The organism is Pyrobaculum islandicum DSM 4184 (assembly GCF_000015205.1).
Taxonomy (GTDB): domain Archaea; phylum Thermoproteota; class Thermoprotei; order Thermoproteales; family Thermoproteaceae; genus Pyrobaculum; species Pyrobaculum islandicum.
Genome location: NC_008701.1, coordinates 1,306,111 through 1,322,407 on the forward strand (window position 1 = coordinate 1,306,111; position 16,297 = coordinate 1,322,407).

Annotated in this window: 12 protein-coding genes and 2 pseudogenes; 8 read left to right on the forward strand and 6 right to left on the reverse strand. The window is 54.0% G+C overall.

Annotation, left to right across the window (positions count from 1 at the left end; translation table 11 throughout):
- The first annotated feature begins 1 nt into the window (after window position 1).
- From PISL_RS07370 to PISL_RS07385, 4 genes are all read left to right on the forward strand, one after another.
- Window positions 2-1,180 (forward strand): thiolase domain-containing protein, encoded by a 1,179-nt coding sequence (locus tag PISL_RS07370; RefSeq protein ID WP_011763169.1) that lies wholly within the window; start codon window positions 2-4, stop codon window positions 1,178-1,180.
- Window positions 1,181-1,182: 2 nt separating this feature from the next.
- Window positions 1,183-2,913 (forward strand): 3-hydroxyacyl-CoA dehydrogenase NAD-binding domain-containing protein, encoded by a 1,731-nt coding sequence (locus PISL_RS07375; protein ID WP_011763170.1) that lies wholly within the window; start codon window positions 1,183-1,185, stop codon window positions 2,911-2,913.
- A gap of 252 nt (window positions 2,914-3,165) precedes the next feature.
- The gene (locus PISL_RS07380) at window positions 3,166-3,570 is read left to right on the forward strand and encodes a translation initiation factor IF-2 subunit beta (RefSeq protein WP_011763171.1); all 405 of its coding nucleotides are present in this window, start codon (window positions 3,166-3,168) and stop codon (window positions 3,568-3,570) included.
- A complete protein-coding gene (locus tag PISL_RS07385) occupies window positions 3,570-4,394 on the forward strand; it encodes a DMT family transporter (protein ID WP_011763172.1) in 825 nt (274 codons plus the stop codon). The genes PISL_RS07380 and PISL_RS07385 overlap by 1 nt, the downstream gene beginning before the upstream one ends.
- Window positions 4,395-4,531: 137 nt before the next feature.
- Here the strand turns inward: PISL_RS07385 and PISL_RS10965 are convergent, their stop codons facing one another.
- Window positions 4,532-4,702 (reverse strand): YHS domain-containing protein, encoded by a 171-nt coding sequence (locus PISL_RS10965; RefSeq protein WP_011763173.1) that lies wholly within the window; start codon window positions 4,700-4,702, stop codon window positions 4,532-4,534.
- A 44-nt stretch (window positions 4,703-4,746) separates the two neighbouring features.
- On the opposite strand from PISL_RS10965, the gene PISL_RS07390 reads away from it, so the two are divergent.
- Window positions 4,747-7,122, forward strand: coding sequence for a heavy metal translocating P-type ATPase (locus tag PISL_RS07390; protein ID WP_011763174.1), 2,376 nt, complete (start codon window positions 4,747-4,749; stop codon window positions 7,120-7,122).
- Window positions 7,123-7,131: 9 nt separating this feature from the next.
- On the opposite strand, the gene PISL_RS07395 is transcribed toward PISL_RS07390, so the two are convergent.
- A complete protein-coding gene (locus PISL_RS07395; protein ID WP_011763175.1) occupies window positions 7,132-9,498 on the reverse strand; it encodes a tRNA(Met) cytidine acetyltransferase TmcA in 2,367 nt (788 codons plus the stop codon).
- A gap of 353 nt (window positions 9,499-9,851) precedes the next feature.
- Here PISL_RS07395 and PISL_RS10970 point away from each other — a divergent pair, with 353 nt between their 5' ends.
- Window positions 9,852-10,031, forward strand: coding sequence for a hypothetical protein (locus PISL_RS10970; RefSeq protein ID WP_342364420.1), 180 nt, complete (start codon window positions 9,852-9,854; stop codon window positions 10,029-10,031).
- Window positions 10,032-10,214: 183 nt separating this feature from the next.
- Here the strand turns inward: PISL_RS10970 and PISL_RS07405 are convergent, their stop codons facing one another.
- Both PISL_RS07405 and PISL_RS07410 read right to left on the reverse strand, forming a co-directional pair.
- Window positions 10,215-11,018, reverse strand: a complete 804-nt coding sequence (locus PISL_RS07405) for a menaquinone biosynthesis family protein (RefSeq protein ID WP_011763176.1) — start codon at window positions 11,016-11,018, stop codon at window positions 10,215-10,217.
- Window positions 11,019-11,043: 25 nt separating this feature from the next.
- The gene (locus tag PISL_RS07410; RefSeq protein ID WP_011763177.1) at window positions 11,044-11,829 is read right to left on the reverse strand and encodes a DMT family transporter; all 786 of its coding nucleotides are present in this window, start codon (window positions 11,827-11,829) and stop codon (window positions 11,044-11,046) included.
- A 42-nt stretch (window positions 11,830-11,871) separates the two neighbouring features.
- Between PISL_RS07410 and PISL_RS07415 the strand changes: the two genes are divergently transcribed.
- Window positions 11,872-13,191, forward strand: a complete 1,320-nt coding sequence (locus PISL_RS07415; protein ID WP_011763178.1) for an ATP-binding protein — start codon at window positions 11,872-11,874, stop codon at window positions 13,189-13,191.
- A 254-nt stretch (window positions 13,192-13,445) separates the two neighbouring features.
- On the opposite strand, the gene PISL_RS07425 is transcribed toward PISL_RS07415, so the two are convergent.
- The gene (locus tag PISL_RS07425) at window positions 13,446-14,705 is read right to left on the reverse strand and encodes a zinc ribbon domain-containing protein (RefSeq protein ID WP_053240425.1); all 1,260 of its coding nucleotides are present in this window, start codon (window positions 14,703-14,705) and stop codon (window positions 13,446-13,448) included.
- A gap of 638 nt (window positions 14,706-15,343) precedes the next feature.
- On the opposite strand from PISL_RS07425, the pseudogene PISL_RS07430 reads away from it, so the two are divergent.
- Window positions 15,344-16,170: pseudogene (locus PISL_RS07430) on the forward strand (zinc ribbon domain-containing protein); the annotation flags it as partial.
- Here PISL_RS07430 and nadA read toward each other — a convergent pair.
- Window positions 16,144-16,245, reverse strand: a pseudogene (gene nadA, locus PISL_RS11720) (quinolinate synthase NadA); the annotation flags it as partial. The pseudogenes PISL_RS07430 and nadA sit on opposite strands and share 27 nt — an antisense overlap.
- Window positions 16,246-16,297 lie beyond the last annotated feature (52 nt).

Sequence of the window (16,297 nt, forward strand, 5' to 3'; positions counted from 1 at the left end):
CATGAGGAGAGTGGCCGTTGTAGGAGTTGGCGTTAGTAAGTTTGGCAATAGAGCAGACGTATCTCTGCCAGAGCTAGCCTGGGAATCTGTCAAAGAGGCTTTAGACGACGCGCGGCTGGGCGCCGAGGATATACAAGCGTTTGTAGTAGGCAACGTCGGCGGCTGGTCCTCTGAAGCTTTGCCTGCCGTTGTAATTGGCGAATACTGCGGCCTGGTGCCTAAAAGCGGCATAAGAGTAGAAGCCGCTTGTGCCACAGGCTCTGCGGCTGTTAGAACTGCATACCACATGGTGGCAAGCGGCGAGGCTGATATTGTAATGGCTATTGGAGTAGAGAAGATGAACGAATCGCCGACGCCGACTGTAGTTGAATTCATCGGCAGAGCCGGGAGCTACTTCTGGGAATTTGAAAACTTTGGCTTAACCTTCCCGGGGTATTACGCGCTATATGCCACAGCTTATATGCATAGATATGGCGCAACAGAGGAAGACCTCTGTAAAGTCGCTGTGAAGAACCACTACTACGGGTCGTTAAATCCAAAGGCTCAGTTTCAGAGAGCTATTACAGTAGAGGAATGTCTCAACTCTCGCTATGTCGCATGGCCGCTTAAACTATACGACAGTAGCCCCATCACAGACGGCTCATCTGCCGTTATTTTAGCAAGTGAAGAAGTGGCTAGAAAAATCACCGACACCCCAGTGTGGATAAAGGCAATAGGCTATGCCAACGGCACTGCGAATTTAAGCAAGAGACTTGACTTTATAGGTCTAGAGGCGGCGCAAGTGGCGGCTCAAATGGCTTATAAAAAAGCCGGCATAGATCCAGAAAACCCGGTGAAGTATCTCGACGTTGCTGAGGTACACGACTGTTTTACAATAGCCGAAATTATGGCTTATGAAGACCTAGGTTTTGCAAAGAGAGGAGAGGGCTACAAATTAATACGCGAGGGGCAGACATATATAGGCGGTTTAATTCCAGTAAATGTAGACGGCGGGTTAAAAGCCAAGGGGCATCCAATAGGCGCAACTGGCGTGTCTATGATTGCCGAACTTACTAAACAGTTGAGACAACAGGCAGATAAAGGACGCCAAGCGCCTATTAGAAAGGGCATGGCGCTTGCACATAACATAGGCGGCACAGGCCACTACGCCTTTGTAACAATTCTTAGCCTAAGCCCGTGACTATGCCGCGCGTAGCTGTAATCGGGGCTGGCACAATGGGCCACGGCATCGCTGAACTTTTTGCACTAGCAGGCTATGAAGTAAACCTAGTAGATATTTCACAAGATATATTAAACAAAGCGCTAAGAAATATAGAAGACTCGCTTAAGAAGGTAAAAGAACGAGGCCGACTAAAAGAAGATGTGGCAACTGTTTTATCTCGTATTAGGCCTGTTGTTGGTGATGTGTGTAGTGCGGTTGTTGGTGTTGAGCTTATGGTTGAGGCTGTGGTAGAGGATATTGAAGTTAAGAAGAGAGTTTTTGCCGAAGCTGACCGTTGCGCGCCGCCAGAGGCAATACTAGCCACAAACACATCTTCACTACCAATAACAGAAATCGCAGAAGCAGTAAAACCAGAGAGAAGAACAAAAGTAGTAGGAATGCACTTCTTCAACCCACCAGTACTAATGCCGCTGGTAGAAGTGATCAAAGGGCAATACACCAGTGACGAAACTGTAAAGAGAGTTGTAGACTATGTGAAAAAATTGGGTAAAGAGCCTGTGGTTGTAAATAGAGACGTCCCTGGTTTTATAGTAAATAGAATACTAGCGAGAGTAAACGAGGCGGCGTGTTGGCTTGTGGCTAGGGGGTTGTCGACGCCTGAAGTGATAGATGCCGTGGCTATATATAAAGTGGGTCTGCCTATGGGAGTCTTTCTCCTAATGGATTTCGTTGGGCTAGACGTCGTATGTTTTGTAGCAGAGGCTATGAAAAAACGTGGTTTCAAATCTCATCCATGTCCACTTATTCTTGAGAAGTGTCAACAGAAGAAGTATGGCGTTAAGTCGGGAGAGGGCTTTTATAAATATCCAGCCCCAGGCAAGTTCCAATGGCCCGAGGTGCCGAAATCAGCAGGCGATAGAATAGATATAGCATATATACTCGCTCCCGCCATAAATGAGGCTGCTTATCTTCTTAGAGAGGGTATTGCTACGAGAGAGGATATTGACAAGGCTGTGAGACTTGGCTTAAACTGGCCTAAAGGGCCTCTAGAATATGCAGACGAAATAGGAATAGACACAATAGTCAAAACGCTAGAAGAGTGGGTTAAAATGGGGTTTAAAGAGCTGGCGCCGGACCCACTGCTTGTACAGATGGTAAAAGAGGGTAGAGTTGGGAGAAAGTCGGGAGAGGGCTTTTATAAATATGCCAAGTCTGTAATTTCTGCTGTAACAGAGACGTTAGAAAAGCTCTATGGAGAACCTTTGAAACAGCTGGAGTCGTTAATCACGGTTACAGGTCTTCCAGTGTATAAAGACCCTAGGAGCGGCGCATTGTTATGGGTAGACGTACGCGAACTTAGGCTTAGGTTTACTCTGTCTGTAAATAGACTTGAGAAGTTTGTAGAGGGTCTTCAAAAAGGCAAACTTATGTATACTCAATGTAAGAGATGCGGCACTAAGTACTTCCCACCTCAAGTAGATTGTCCAAAATGTAAGACGTCTGATATGGAGTGGCGTGAGACTAGTACAGAAGGCGAGTTAATTACATGGACTGTGATTAATGTAAAGCCGGCGAGTTTCTCACACCACAAAGACTATGTTGTGGGAATAGTAAAAATGCCAGATGGATTCAACATAACTGCGTGGATAGACGCCGATCCAAAGACATTAAAGCCAGGTATGAAGATGAAACTCGTCGTCGATAGAAGACCAGGGGAGAACTACATAACCTACTGGTTTACGTCCTCCTAACTTTTTCTTGACCCTGCCCCGGTGTACCCGGGGCGGGCCCCCAAGTCCCCCAGGGAGGAGTCAAAAAATGGGAGACGCGTACATCGTGCCTGTCTTCTCTAGAGAAGTAACGCCACTAGAGCCCAGAGCTATAACCGCCTTGGCCACGGAGTTGTGGCCGGTGCCGGTGGGGTAGCGCTGAGTTGTTGGCGAGATTTTCAGCCTGTGTTTTCTAAGAGGAACGTTTATATAGTATATATCTTACCGCACCCTATGGATGAGGAATATCTGGCGCTTTTAGAGAGGGCATATAAGCTAGTGGCTCCAAAGGCGCAGAGAAGGGCTGAAATCCCAAAGATAGAGGTTCAAAATATGCCGCGTAAAACCATTATACCCAACTTCGGGCAGATAGCCAAGAGGTTAAACAGAGATGTGTATTTCATGGCTAAGTTTTTCCAAAAGGAGCTGGCTGTGCCTGGCACTATCGAGGGAGATGTGTTTACTCTACATGGGGAGAAGTCGCCAAAGGTCGTAGAGGCGGTATATGAGAGATTTATCAGATACTACGTAGTGTGTCCAGTCTGTAACTCTATAGATACAGAGTTGAAGAGAGAGGGGAGGATATATGTAATGAAATGTCTAGCTTGTGGAGCGTCTACGCCAGTTAGACCGCTCTAATGGATCCTCTCGGCGTTATTGCGGCGTTTACAGCCGCCGTAATTTGGGCTCTCGTCATATTTCTATACAAACAGAAGATGGAGACGGCGGAGGCAACCGTGGTCAACTTCTCTAGGCTTGTATATGTGTCGGCTTTTATGTGGCCTGTCCTCCTCCTCGCCGAGCCAACCCCCGGCCTTTGGGCCGCCGTAGCCAGCGGCCTCATCACCCTGGTGGTGGGAGACAGTCTCTACTTCTATGCAATACATAGAGTCGGAGGGTCTGTCGCAGCGCCGCTGGTCTACACCTATGTTGTAATTGCTCAATATTTCGCCCTCCTGTTGGGGGAGACAGTCTCCCACTGGCTTGCCGCCTCGGCAATCCTCACTGTAGCCGGCGTCGCTCTCTTAGCCAGAGGTGGTGTAGCCCGGCTGGAACCCCTCGGCATAGCGGCAGCCCTAGCCGCAGCTCTCATGTGGTCTCTAGGTATGGCCGCCGTGAAGCTAGCGACCATGGGCCAGGTACACCCTGCGGTAATAGCATACCTCAGAGCTCTCTCTGCCTGCGCCGCCCTGGGGATATACCTAGTCGCGAGACGCCGCCTATCTCTTGTAAAATCTCCTCTCTTTGCCATCGCCTCCCTCTTAGACCTAGGCCTCGGCTCCGCCCTATTTGCTTACTCAGTCGACAAGATAGGCCTCGCCACAACTACAATACTCGTCTCGACATCCCCCTTAATAGTCCAAATCTACGCGAGAGCCACAGGCGCCGAGAGGATCGGCCCTAGACAAACGGCGGGAGCCCTCTCCATCTTCCTCGCCATATATCTAGCGCTCAGAGGTTAGACCAAGCGCCGAAGAGACGGCGCTCTACACGGCGCTGGACGGTGCCATAAACGAGACGCCAACTAGGCACGCCAAGTTGTGGATATTCCCCCAGTGTAGACCCGCGGCGATTTGGATATGGAAAAATTGACCTGTTGTTAATGCGGCATCCCCTTCGGCCCGTGAGTTAAGTAGTAATCGGGGTTCTTCTCGAACTCCACCTTGCACATGTGGGAGCAGAAGTAGTACATCTTGCCCTTATACAGCGTTTTGTACTTTGCCGTGGCGGGGTCCACATGCATCCCGCAGACCGGATCCACCTCCGGCATAGCTCTGGTAAACCACGTATATATATCTGTACCTCCTTCCTTTTGTGATTAGAATTAGATTTGAGAGAGGCCGCCAGACCACGCTTAAAATCATTGGGATGCACTGCGCCACTTGTACGCTGGCTGTTCAAAAAGCTCTACTCTCGGTGCCGGGGGTCCTCCATGCCGAGGCCTCCCTCGCCGGCGACGAGGCCAAGGTCGTGGCCGACCCTACTAGGCTTAGATATGGCGATTTGCTTAGGGCGGTGAGGAAGGCCGGCTATGACATATATAGAGAGGAGGCCCATATAGTGCTTAAGGCTGTCAGACCCGAGGAGGTCTCCCGCATAGCTGAGCTTCTCTCGGGCTGGGGGGTGTTTGACGTAAGACCAAACCCAGCCGCAGGTGTAGTGACAGTGGAGTACAACCCGCTGGAGGTCACGCCGGGGGAGTTGGCGAGGAAGCTGGAGGAGGCGGGCTATGAGGTGGCGGAGGTTAAAACCGGCGAGGTGGATATAGACGTAGATAGACGGGTGGTAGAATTAGACCGAGCAGACCTTAGGCGGAGGCTCGCCGTCGCTGCCGGGCCCACCGCGGCTCTGGTGGCTCTTATGGTAGCGTCTATGGCAGGTCTCCACGCCGCCGTATATTGGCTCCAGTGGGCCTTGGCCACCCCTGTCCAGTTCTACTCCGGCTGGAGGTTCATAAAGGGGGCCTACAGGGCTTTTAGGAATAAGACGGCAAATATGGACACGCTTGTAACACTGGGCACTCTCTCTACGTATTTCTACAGCGTCTACTCCCTTCTAACAGGCGGCCTAGTCTACTTTGAGGCATCGGCGGCAGTTATAACGCTGGTGCTCTTGGGCAGATACATCGAGGCCGGCATGAGGATTAAGACCGGGGAGGCCGTGAGAAGGCTTTTGACTCTTCAGCCGGAGAAGGCTAGAGTTTTAGAAAATGGCGCGGAGGTCGAAGTCCCCGCCGCCCAGGTAAAGCCCGGACAGCTCGTGGCTGTTAAACAGGGGGAGAGAGCGCCCGTAGACGGGGTAGTTGAGGAGGGCTTTGGCTATGTGGACGAGTCGGCCTTCACGGGGGAGCCGATGCCCGTGGAGAAGAAAAAAGGCGATCTCATCTTGGCCGGCTCTATACTGGTAAGGGGTTATTTAGTTGTTAGAGCCACGAGGAGCGGGCGGCACACCCTACTAGCCCAGATGGTCAAGCTGGTGAGACAAGCCCAGGGGGCTAGGCTCCCCGTCCAACAGCTTGTGGATAAGATCTCCGGCGTCTTCACCTGGGCGGTGATAGCGGTGGCCTCCGCAGTTTTCGTTCTGTGGTATTTAACAACGGGGGATATAAACAGGGCTTTGATCTTCACCGCCTCGGTCCTTGTTGTGGCATGTCCCTGCGCCTTGGGGCTCGCCACGCCTCTGTCGGTGGTGGTGGGAGTGGGGAGGGCGGCTGAAAAAGGCGTTTTGATAAAAAGGCCGGAGGCTCTCCAAAAGCTGAGAGAGGCTAGATATGTCGCTTTTGACAAAACCGGCACGTTGACCCTCGGGAGGCCTAGGGTAGTTGCTGTGTGGGGCGGAGATGAAGTTCTAAATCTCGCCGCGTCTCTAGAGCAGAAGTCTGAGCATCCGCTTGCGGCCGCTGTGGTGGAATACGCGAGGGAGAGAAATCTGAAGCTGTCCGAGCCCGAATTTTTTGACTCCATTCCTGGCGCCGGCGTGTATGGCAGAATAAACGGCGTAGCCGTAGCCGTGGGCAACGAGAAGATCCTCAGGGGGATGGGCGCAGAGCTTCCGCCAGAGGTTGCTAAATGGGCGGAGGAGATGAGAGAGCAGGGATATACTGTGGTCTACGTGGCGACTGAGGGAAAGACACTTGGGGCTATAGCTGTGGGTGACCAGATACGCGAGGGGGCCTGGGAGGCCGTCCACTGGCTAAAAACGCGGGGGGTAGAGCCTGTCATCGTTACAGGAGATCACGAGAAATCGGCTAGAGCTGTGGCAAAGAAGCTAGGCATATCTGTGGTCTACTCCGGAGTAGACCCCGAGGAGAAGGCCAAGATCGTTGAAGCTTTGAAATCAAGAGGGCTTGTGGTTTTCGTCGGAGATGGCGTAAACGACGCTGCGGCGTTGGCCACAGCCGACGTGGGAATTGCGGTGGGTACGGGAACCGACGTGGCGAAAGAGGCAGGCGATACAATACTCCTTAGGGGAGATATAACAAAGGTCGTTGAAGTGTTTAAGATATCTGAAAAAATAATGAGAAATGTGAAATTTAACCTCTTCTGGGCGTTTGTATACAACATAGCTCTTATACCGCTGGCGGCCGGCGTCTTCTACCCAGTTACACTTAGGCCAGAACTGGCGGGGCTCGCCATGGCGTTTAGTAGTATCTCTGTTACACTAAACGCCCTGAGACTCAGAGGCGCATAGAGCCGGCCGTTAGTCTTTGCCTCGGACTGTGCCTACTACAAAGAGGGGGACTTCGAACTCACCTCCGTAGTAGTAGAAGAGGAGTATCTTCACCACTTCCCGCAGTATGAGCATGAGGTCCCCCCTCCTCACTCCGGCTACCTCGGCGGCTTCTTTCCACGGCTTCGCTTGTAGTACCTTGCTGACGAGAATCTTCAGAGCTGGCTCGGGAAGCGTCGGCCTCCTCGCCTTGGGGCTGTAGAAATACTGGGTGGCGAGCATATATACGGCGTCTGTGACATTTTCGTAGGTCATGGGGCCGTAGGCATAGGCAATAGCTCTGTCTAATTGGTTTTTAGACAGGGCGAAGGCGCCGTCGATTTCCCAGCCCCAGTCTTCCAGCAGGAGGAGAACCTCTGTGGGTAATAGATCGCCGTAGGGTCCCATGAGGGAATGAATTAGTCTCCTCCTGAACTCCACGTTTGCATATTTCACATAGGCCTCAGCCTTTTCGTTAAGAGGCTTTACCAAGAGGACGCTGTATTCGCCAGAGGAGGGGTTTCTCTCGGGAGAGAGGTGGATTGGGACGTAGCCGTTTCTCACCCAGAACTTAAGCAGCTTGTCGTATACGCCGAAGCCCACGCCGATCCAATCCATGCCGAGTTGTCTCGCCTCTTCCTCAAGCTTTTGGAGCATAAGCGTGCCGAGGCCCATGTCTTGTAGCTCTGGGTGGGTCGCTATCCTCACGATACGCCAGCCCTTGAGCTTGGCGAACTCGGGCAACCGCCAGTACTTGAGGAAGCGGTCTGGGATTATGTTGCCGGGGAGCTTAAGGCCTCTAAGCGCTTGGTCTATGGAGAGGTCGTCGAGCGCGCCTTCGAAAGCCAGCTCCACCGAGACGACCACCTTCGCGTTTGGAAGGGCGAGGGCACGCGCAGTGTGATGTGGCGCGTCGAGAAGCATGCCTAAGTCGTCCGGCTCGTTTCTGTAGTGCGCCTGTACGTAGATGCCAAAGAACTGTCTAAATACCTCTTCGTCTTTCATGACGTCTTCCTCTCTGAGGTACACCACCTCCCTCCTCCTCACGTAGTCGAGATCCTGCGGCTCCACCTTGGCCGGCTCGGCGTTTAGAAGGAAGGCGTCAAAAAGCCACTGCTCCACTGGATCCCCCCTGCCATATCTAATAGGCTCCTCCATCTCGTAGAGATAAACATCGGTGTCTTTAGACTCTTTTAGATATTTTAGAAAACGTATTGAAAAGCCGCGGCCGGCCCCCTCATACCCGTGTATTGTAGTGGCGAAGACCAGTCTGTCAAACTTCTTGTGTACGGCGTAGAGAACGGGGAGGGGGACGGCGGCTGCCTCATCTACTGCGACAATATCTGCGTTTTCTCGCTTCAATAGCATATACGGCGTCACCACATCTATAAAAATGCCCTTGGCTTTGATAGCCCTGATCTCTCCCCCCTCCCTCTCTACACCTGGCTTGTAGCCCAGAGCCTCAAGCCCCTTTATTGCAAACTCTAGAAGAGTCTCTAAATTTGTATACTCCATCGCACTGACGACAATTTGTACACGGGACTTGGCCTTCCGAAGTTTATGCCCTATGCCAGCTAGGCCAAGCCCCAGCGCTGCGCTCTTCCCCCTCCCTCTGTCTGCAATAATTACAAGAGCTTGTTTCCGCTTTGGCTTTTGATACAGAGTTTCAAAAAGTTTCAACACCTCCACCTGGTCTTGTGTAGCCGCCAGGCGGTATATCTTAAGAGGCAGTACGGCCTTTTCTGGAGGCTCTGGCTTCTTAAGCTCGTAAGTCTCCACAGTCTCTATGCCTGAAGATTTAAGTAAGATACCGCGGTCAACGTCGAAGATTACAACGCCACTGTGGCTGTAGAGACTTCTCCAAAACCTCTCCTTAAGCCTATGTCTAATATCGTTAGGAGTAAACTGGGGGACGAGAAGTGTAGATTGGAACTTTGTTATATACCTCTTCCACACATCTAGCGGCGGCACGAGGAAAATATAGACGCCGCCCCCCCTCACCACGCCGCCGAGACGCCCCACGTCATTTGGCTTGAGGTCGTTGACGAGATCTAACACGGCGAAGTCTTGTGTTGTCCCAAGGATCTTCGGCGTATCTTTATACGGCCTGAAGTCCACCTCCAACGAAGAGCCCGCCACCGCGTCTCTAAAGTAGTTCATCCTCTTGTTAGCGTCGGCAAACTCCGGCTGAAACATATAGAGCCCAGAGCCGCCGCCTCCCGCGGCCTCAAATCCCCTAAGTACCTCAGCAGCAGCTTCGGCCAGTTTTTTATCATCTGTACCCACAAGTACGAAAAGTCTCCTATGTCTAGCCGCCCTAGCCTTTTCTACCTCTGCCTTTGCAATGTCAAAAAGCACGACTAGATATACAAAGGCTAAATAAATTAAAAATCGAAAGAGATAAACGTCTATACATTCCTGGCCGTCTGCCGCCTGTCCCTACGCCTAGGGACTTTCTCCCCGCCCACGCCTTCATGGGTAGCCAGGCTACCTCAGGCGCGGGGCCGGGCGGCACGCGGCCCTCCTCAAGAGCTCGGCCCCTCACAGCTGTAGATACACACGTATTCAAGCCTTTCGCCCACATCCACGAAAACACAAAACAAATTTCTCAATAGAAGAGACCCCTCTCTGAGACTCTAGGACATACCCAAGCGTATTACGTCGGTTCAGCCTGGGATTCAGGCGGAGAAACGTTTTCTGCCGTCGCAGCGGTGATCTGCCCCCGTTGTGGAGCCAAGATAGCGGTGGAGAGTTGCCCCGCCTGCGGCTTCGGAGCGCACCGCGACAACATGCCCATGATATGGGCTGAGAGGAGGTATTGGGAACTACTCCAGAAGATAAAACAACCCACTTTCCCCACTCCGGCGACAGTCGTGTTTTTAACCTCGTAACTACACTCTTCACATGAACGGCGTCTACTCGGCCCCTGGGGCGGCAGACGGGGGCGCCAAACTGTTGTAATATAAACGACCAGCGGCCGACCCCCAGGTGAGCCGCCCCCTCGCCCCGGCACACCCGAGGCGGGCCCCTGAGTCTCCCGGAGAGGGGTCTAGAGAGAGGTAGGGGGACAAGATTTATATATACTCGGGCGTACAACTTGGCGTTAAGCCTCTTTCAGAAGCCCGTGTTAAAAGTTCGTTTATTGCCTTCTCTCCCCTCGCGCCGAGGTCCCTCGTATAGGCGTTGACGTACATGTCTACAAAACGGGCTGTCTCCTCTAGGGTGAGTCCTCTTGAAAACCTCTGGGCGTACTTAAGTGCCTCTTCTCTATGTGTATCGGCGTATCTAATAGACTCGCGGAGAGCTTGTGTTAAAGCCTCTGCAAGTTCTCTACCCAAGCTCTTTTTAACTACGTCTACTCCAAGAGGCGTCGGTAAGCCGGTCTCTCTCAGCCACCACTCGCCGAGGTCTGTCAGTTTTTTCAAGCCAAATCTACTGTAGGTGATTTGCCCCTCGTGGATTAAAACTCCTGCGTCAACTACGCCGGCTATAACAGCGTCTAATATTTTATCAAAGGGCATTTCCACGGCTTTAACCTCCGGCATTGCTAACTTGAGGAGTAGGGCGGCGGTTGTACAACGCCCTGGCACAGCCACATGCCTAGGCCTATCTACCCCCGGCCTCGCCACTACCACAGGCCCATACCCCTCGCCCATGGAGGCGCCTACTCGCATTATGTAGTACCTATTGCAGATATAGGCATAGGCGTGTACACTAATAGCAGATACGTCAAGTAACTCTTCGACAGCGAGTTTATTCAAAGTCTCTATATCTGCTAGAAACTCCACGTGGGGAACCGGCAGTTTTACAGCGCCTGACGCTATGCCGTAAAACATATAGGCGTCGTCTGCATCTGGAGAATGAGCCACTTTGATCATGTAGACGACCACAAGCCCATTTTTATCACTTACGCGACGCCACTACGGCGGCCGCGGTGATTAAGACATATGCCACTGCCTCAAGAGAGGTAGGCACTTGGCTAAAAAGTAGAACCCCCCAGAGGGCTGCAAGTACAGGCTCTAGAGAGGCTAACACAGACGCCCTGGCCCCCCCGACTGTAGAGACGGCAGAGGCGAAGAGTCTGTATGGCAACACCGTCCCAAACACGCCGAGGTATACCCCCGCGGCGACCGCCTCTGGCGTAGGCGGGCCGGGCTTCAGCAGAAGTGCGGGGGCGGTCACCGCCAGCGTATAGGGCATAGCCCCAAGCGACGCGTCCACCACGCGGCCTCCCGACGCCAGCCTCCTGGCAACAGCGATGTACAAGCCGTAGAAGAAACCCGAGGCAAGGCCCGCGGCGAAGCCGACAGTCGAAATTCTGCCGGAAGAGGCCATAAGCACCACTGCCACAAGGACAAGGGCTACGCCACTGACGTCACGTCTGGATGGCCTCTCGCCCCAAAGGGCGAGGGCCAGGGTTGTCCACAGGGGGGCTGTGTAGAGGAGGTACGCGGCGTTCCCAACCCCCGCGTATATAGCCGCCACTGGATACGCCGAGAAGAGGCCGCCCAGGAGGAGGCCTGGCAGAAGCGCCCCCCTTCCCGGCCTAGCCCCAGCCGCAAGCGCCGTCAAGGCTGCAGTAAGCGACCGGATGAAGGCTATCCAGAGGTATTCTCTCCCCAGCGACGCGGCAACACCAATTGTAGACCAGAGGAACGCAGCGGCCAATATCTTTAAGACAGAGCCCACGGCGCCAAGTTATGTTTTAAATATAACCTTGATTATATAACCGTGGTTATATTTTTAGACAGGGAAGAGGAACTAGAGAGACTGCGAGAAGCCCTCCGGGGAGAGGGCTTCAGGCTAGTGGTGGTATACGGCAGGAGGCGGATTGGAAAGACCACCCTCGTCCTAAAGGCCACGGAGGACATGCGGAGGGTCTACTACCTCGCAGTCGGGAGGGGCAACTTGAGGAGGTTTAAACAGGCGGCGGCACGAGTCGACCCCGGCGTGTTGACAACCGCCGACGATTGGGAGGCCGTCTTCACATACTTGAGAGATAGAGTCGACGTCGTCATCATAGACGAATTCCCAAACCTAATAGAGGAAGACAAGGCCATCTTGTCGACCCTCCAGGCGGTGGTGGACGAAGTCCTCGTCCACTCAAACCTAAAGCTCGTGTTGACAGGCTCCTCCATCTCCACCATGACCTCAAAAGTCCTCTCCTACAAGAGCCCTCTCTACGGGCGGAGGACGGCGTCGCTGAGGGTAGACCCCATACCCTTCCTCAAATACAAACAGTTCTTTCCCGACAGGCCCCCGCATGAGCTGGTGGAAATCCACGGCTTTGCAGGCGGGATACCCTACTATATGGTAAAGGTGAAGGAGCCCTTCTGGGACTTCTTGGAGCGGGAGCTGAGGGAGAGGACCTTCCTCCTAGACGAGGGAGACTTCCTCCTCCGCTACGAGTTCGAAGACGTCTCCACCTACAGGCAGATACTTGAGGCGATCGCAGCGGGGAAAAACACCCTAGGCGAGATAAGAGACCACGCGGGGCTTAGGTCCACAGACATAACGCCATACCTCCGCAACCTGGAGATCGTGGGCATCGTGAGAAAGGTGAAGCCAGTGTTGGGCAGGGGGAGGTATAGATACGAGCTGGCCGACGGTTTTCTCCGCTTCTGGCTCCGCTTCATAAGCCCAAACCTCTGGCTAATAGAGCAGGGCCTCTACGGCGTGGAGGACATACGGAGAGAGTACAGCCAGTACCTCGGCAAGACCTTTGAAGAAATCGCCAGAGAGGTCGTAGTTAGGGAGATCGCCGCCGGCCGCCTACCCAGGGTGAGGAAGCTGGGCCCCCAGTGGTGGACCAGGAGGGGGGAGGCGAGAGAGATAGATCTCCTCGGCGTCGGCGACGGCGTCGTGGTGGCCGTGGAGGCGAGGTGGAGAGACGGGGTAGACGCGGCGGAGGTGGCCCAGGAGCTCAGGGAGAAGGTCGAGGAGCTGGGCCTCCCTGGCCGCGTAGTGCCCGTGGTGGTAGCCAGGAGCTTCAAGAGGAGAGAGGGGGCGGTCGCCTACGACCTAGGAGATATATACAGGATGATGGCCTAAAGCACCTTGAAGGTCCCAACCACCACGGCCCCCCGGCCTTTAAGTAGCCTAACGGCGCCTTTCAGCGTTGTGTAGATGGACGTCCCCCTATCTCTCTTGGCCCCTCCCCGGGGGACTTAAGGGCCCGCCTCGGGTACACCGGGGCGAGAGGGCGGGTCATGCGGGGGCCGGCCGCGAGTCGCTTGTTTTTACAACAGTTTGGCGCCCCCGTCTGCCGCCCCAGGGGCCAAACGCCGTTCATGAAATAAGAAAACTTACGAGGTTAAAAATGTGACGGCCGCCGAAAAAGTGGGTTGTTTTGTTTTCTGGAGGATTTCCCAGTAGCGTTTTTCTGCCCATATCACCGGCACGTTGTCTCTATGTGCCTTGAAGCCGCAGGCGGGACAGCGCATGAAGCGGCCGTTTTCCTCAACCATCTTAGCGTTGCATTTGGGGCAGATGGTCGAATACAGTCGCTCCTCCAAATACGGCAGTCCGTACCACTGCGCGAGCGCCTGTAGGCGCTTCCTTAGTTGTCCCAAACCGTCTAGGAGGTGCTTCTTCACTCCGTCTCCGTTCCTCTCCTTCAGCTCCCGGTAGGTGTCGTCTTCCATCGTGTCCAACGCGATCGCGGCTTGGTGTTCTCTGGCCAGCTTTATAATCTCACGCGTAGCGTTTATAACGATGTCTCGGATTATGCCATAGCGCTTCGTCTTAAGCTTCCACAGCTGTCTCTGGAGGTCTAACGCTCTACGCGGGTCTCTGTCCTCGTCTACCTTAGCCAAAGCTCTACTCAGCTGTCTTATGTGGACGTGGATCCTCTCCAGTTTCTGAACCCGCCCCCTCTTGGGGAACTTCAATAGCTCCACGACACGACCGTCGACCACGAGACCAACTTTTATGTAGTGGTCCAACCGGTTGACGTCAACAACGACAAGCGCCCTAGGCTCTATCTGCGTCACCTCTCTAGCGAAGACGAGAGCGACATATAAACCGCCGTAAGTAGGATCCTTGCCCCTCCTTACGTCAACGCCGAGGAACGCCAACTTAAGCTCGGCGCCCTCCTGTAGTCTCTCTCTTATCCAAGAGATGCTGCCCTTCTTCAATTTTACAACAAACGGCGGTATGCCCAACTTCCGCACTCTGAGAACGCCGCTCTTTAGGTCGACGAAGACTGCCCTGCCGACGTCTCTCTCGTCCTCAACTCTAAGCTGGGCGTTTAACGGAACCGCCCTGTGGAACACGACATCGCGCCAAAACACTTTGGCTTGATTTGCGAAATACTTCCTAAGACCGTACTTGGGGAACGTCTCCTCGATTATCCGGTGTGCCAACTCACGCCTGTCTGGCGTGAGGTGTCTGTCCAACTCCTCCGTAGTCAGCTTCGGCTCCTCTTGCCCCGTCAACTCCTTTAACAACCTTCTGACGTACTCCTCCACCGCTAGGTGCATCCTTACGGCGAGGCCGAGGACGTCCGGCCTCTCTTCTACCAACTGCCAGGGGATTTCTATCTTTAACGTTCTGTATACGTACATGGCCTTGTATGTGGATGGGCTGAAATATCTGTTGGTTATGGAGGGCACATGGGGGCAGGCCAAAAGTTTCACAAGACAAACCCACAGCGGCCTCGGCGTTGTGCCCCGCCTCAGAGCTGGTGAAACCCGCCCCTCTCCCCTGGCGCCGTCGTGAAGGCGGCGTTGAGAGACGCGTGTCGGCCATGTTGTTGACCTTCGCCGCCACTAGGGCTGTTGCCGTCGTGAGCTATTGATACCCGCCGGCGTCATACACATGCCGCCCCTCGCGTTGTTCATACTGGCGATACCCACCGCGGCGTTGGCGACACTCACGACGATAACCGCCGTAAACCCGTTTTTCAACCCACCCACACCTCTAACGCAGTCCCCCACCACTTTCTACTACCTCGGTTCACCTGCCTGACAGCGACGACGTCAGGCAAGTGTGTGAAAGGAGTTGAAAGGACGTTTCAGACTTTTTGTGCATGTGGCGGGGGAGGTATGAAGTTGTCGCATACATCGCAAACGCCGCCGGGCGGATACTAACCGCAATTTCCCCCTATATCCAACAATAGCCTTTTTTCCAAGGCCGACGTCCTACTTGCTCAACAACGAGGGATCTCAACACCTAGCTTTTCTCCCCCACGCCCTTTACGCATATGAGCCAAGTCTACAGGACGCTGAAGATCAGAATCCCATGGCGCGTCGTTGAGGAGCGTCCAGACGTCCTAGACCTAGCGACGAGGATGCACTTGGCCGTTGAGGAGTACGCCAGAAGGCTGTTGAAAGAGTTGACGGGGCAAGAGGAGCCCAGACTCACGGCGGAGGAGTTGGACAGACTCCTCACGCCAGACAGGCGTGAGTTGGCACACCGGATAATCGAGGAGACGTTCCCCAAGTATGGTCTCAAGAAGTATTTCTCAGAGTGGGCTAAGTTCTTCTGGCGCGACGTGGCGTTCTACCGGGCAATCCCCCTCGACGTCCAACTGAGAATAGAAAACGAGAAAGGCGTGGGCAGAGCCGTCTTTGTCGACCTAAAGAGCGGCGTAGTCAGAGTGCGGAGGATCGGCGTACCGCCTTTCGCCGTCGAGTTGAAGAAGAGCAACATCATTTGGATCAAAAGGCGGTTGGAGGAGGGCGCCAAATTGAAGTTGGCACTCCTAGGCGTAGAAAGACGGAGGGGCAAGAAGGAGCCGACTTATGGCAAGCTATATGTCGCCCTTGTCTTTGCCAGAGAGGTGACGCCGGTGGAGCCCAGGGCGCTTGTCGTTGTCGACGTGAATCGTCTCGACCACGGCATCACGGTGGGTGTTGTAAAAGACGGCAAGATTGTCAAGCAGATGAGACTTCCCCACGGGGCACGATAAGGGAGTTGAGGAGACTCCACGAGGAGATAAGCCGTCTTGACGAGCGGGCCGCGAAGGAGGCGGACCCCGTCAGAAAGAGGCATCTCGAAGACGAAGTCCGCCACCTCTTGGACCTCCGGCCGCTGGTAGTTATGGGCCAGCACCACTGCGTTCTTCTCCGACTTAAGCCTCCTCACCTCCGCCGCGTAGTCCACGGCGGCGTCCCCACCTCCCTTTATCAGCTTTACTATGGTAAATTTTTCCACT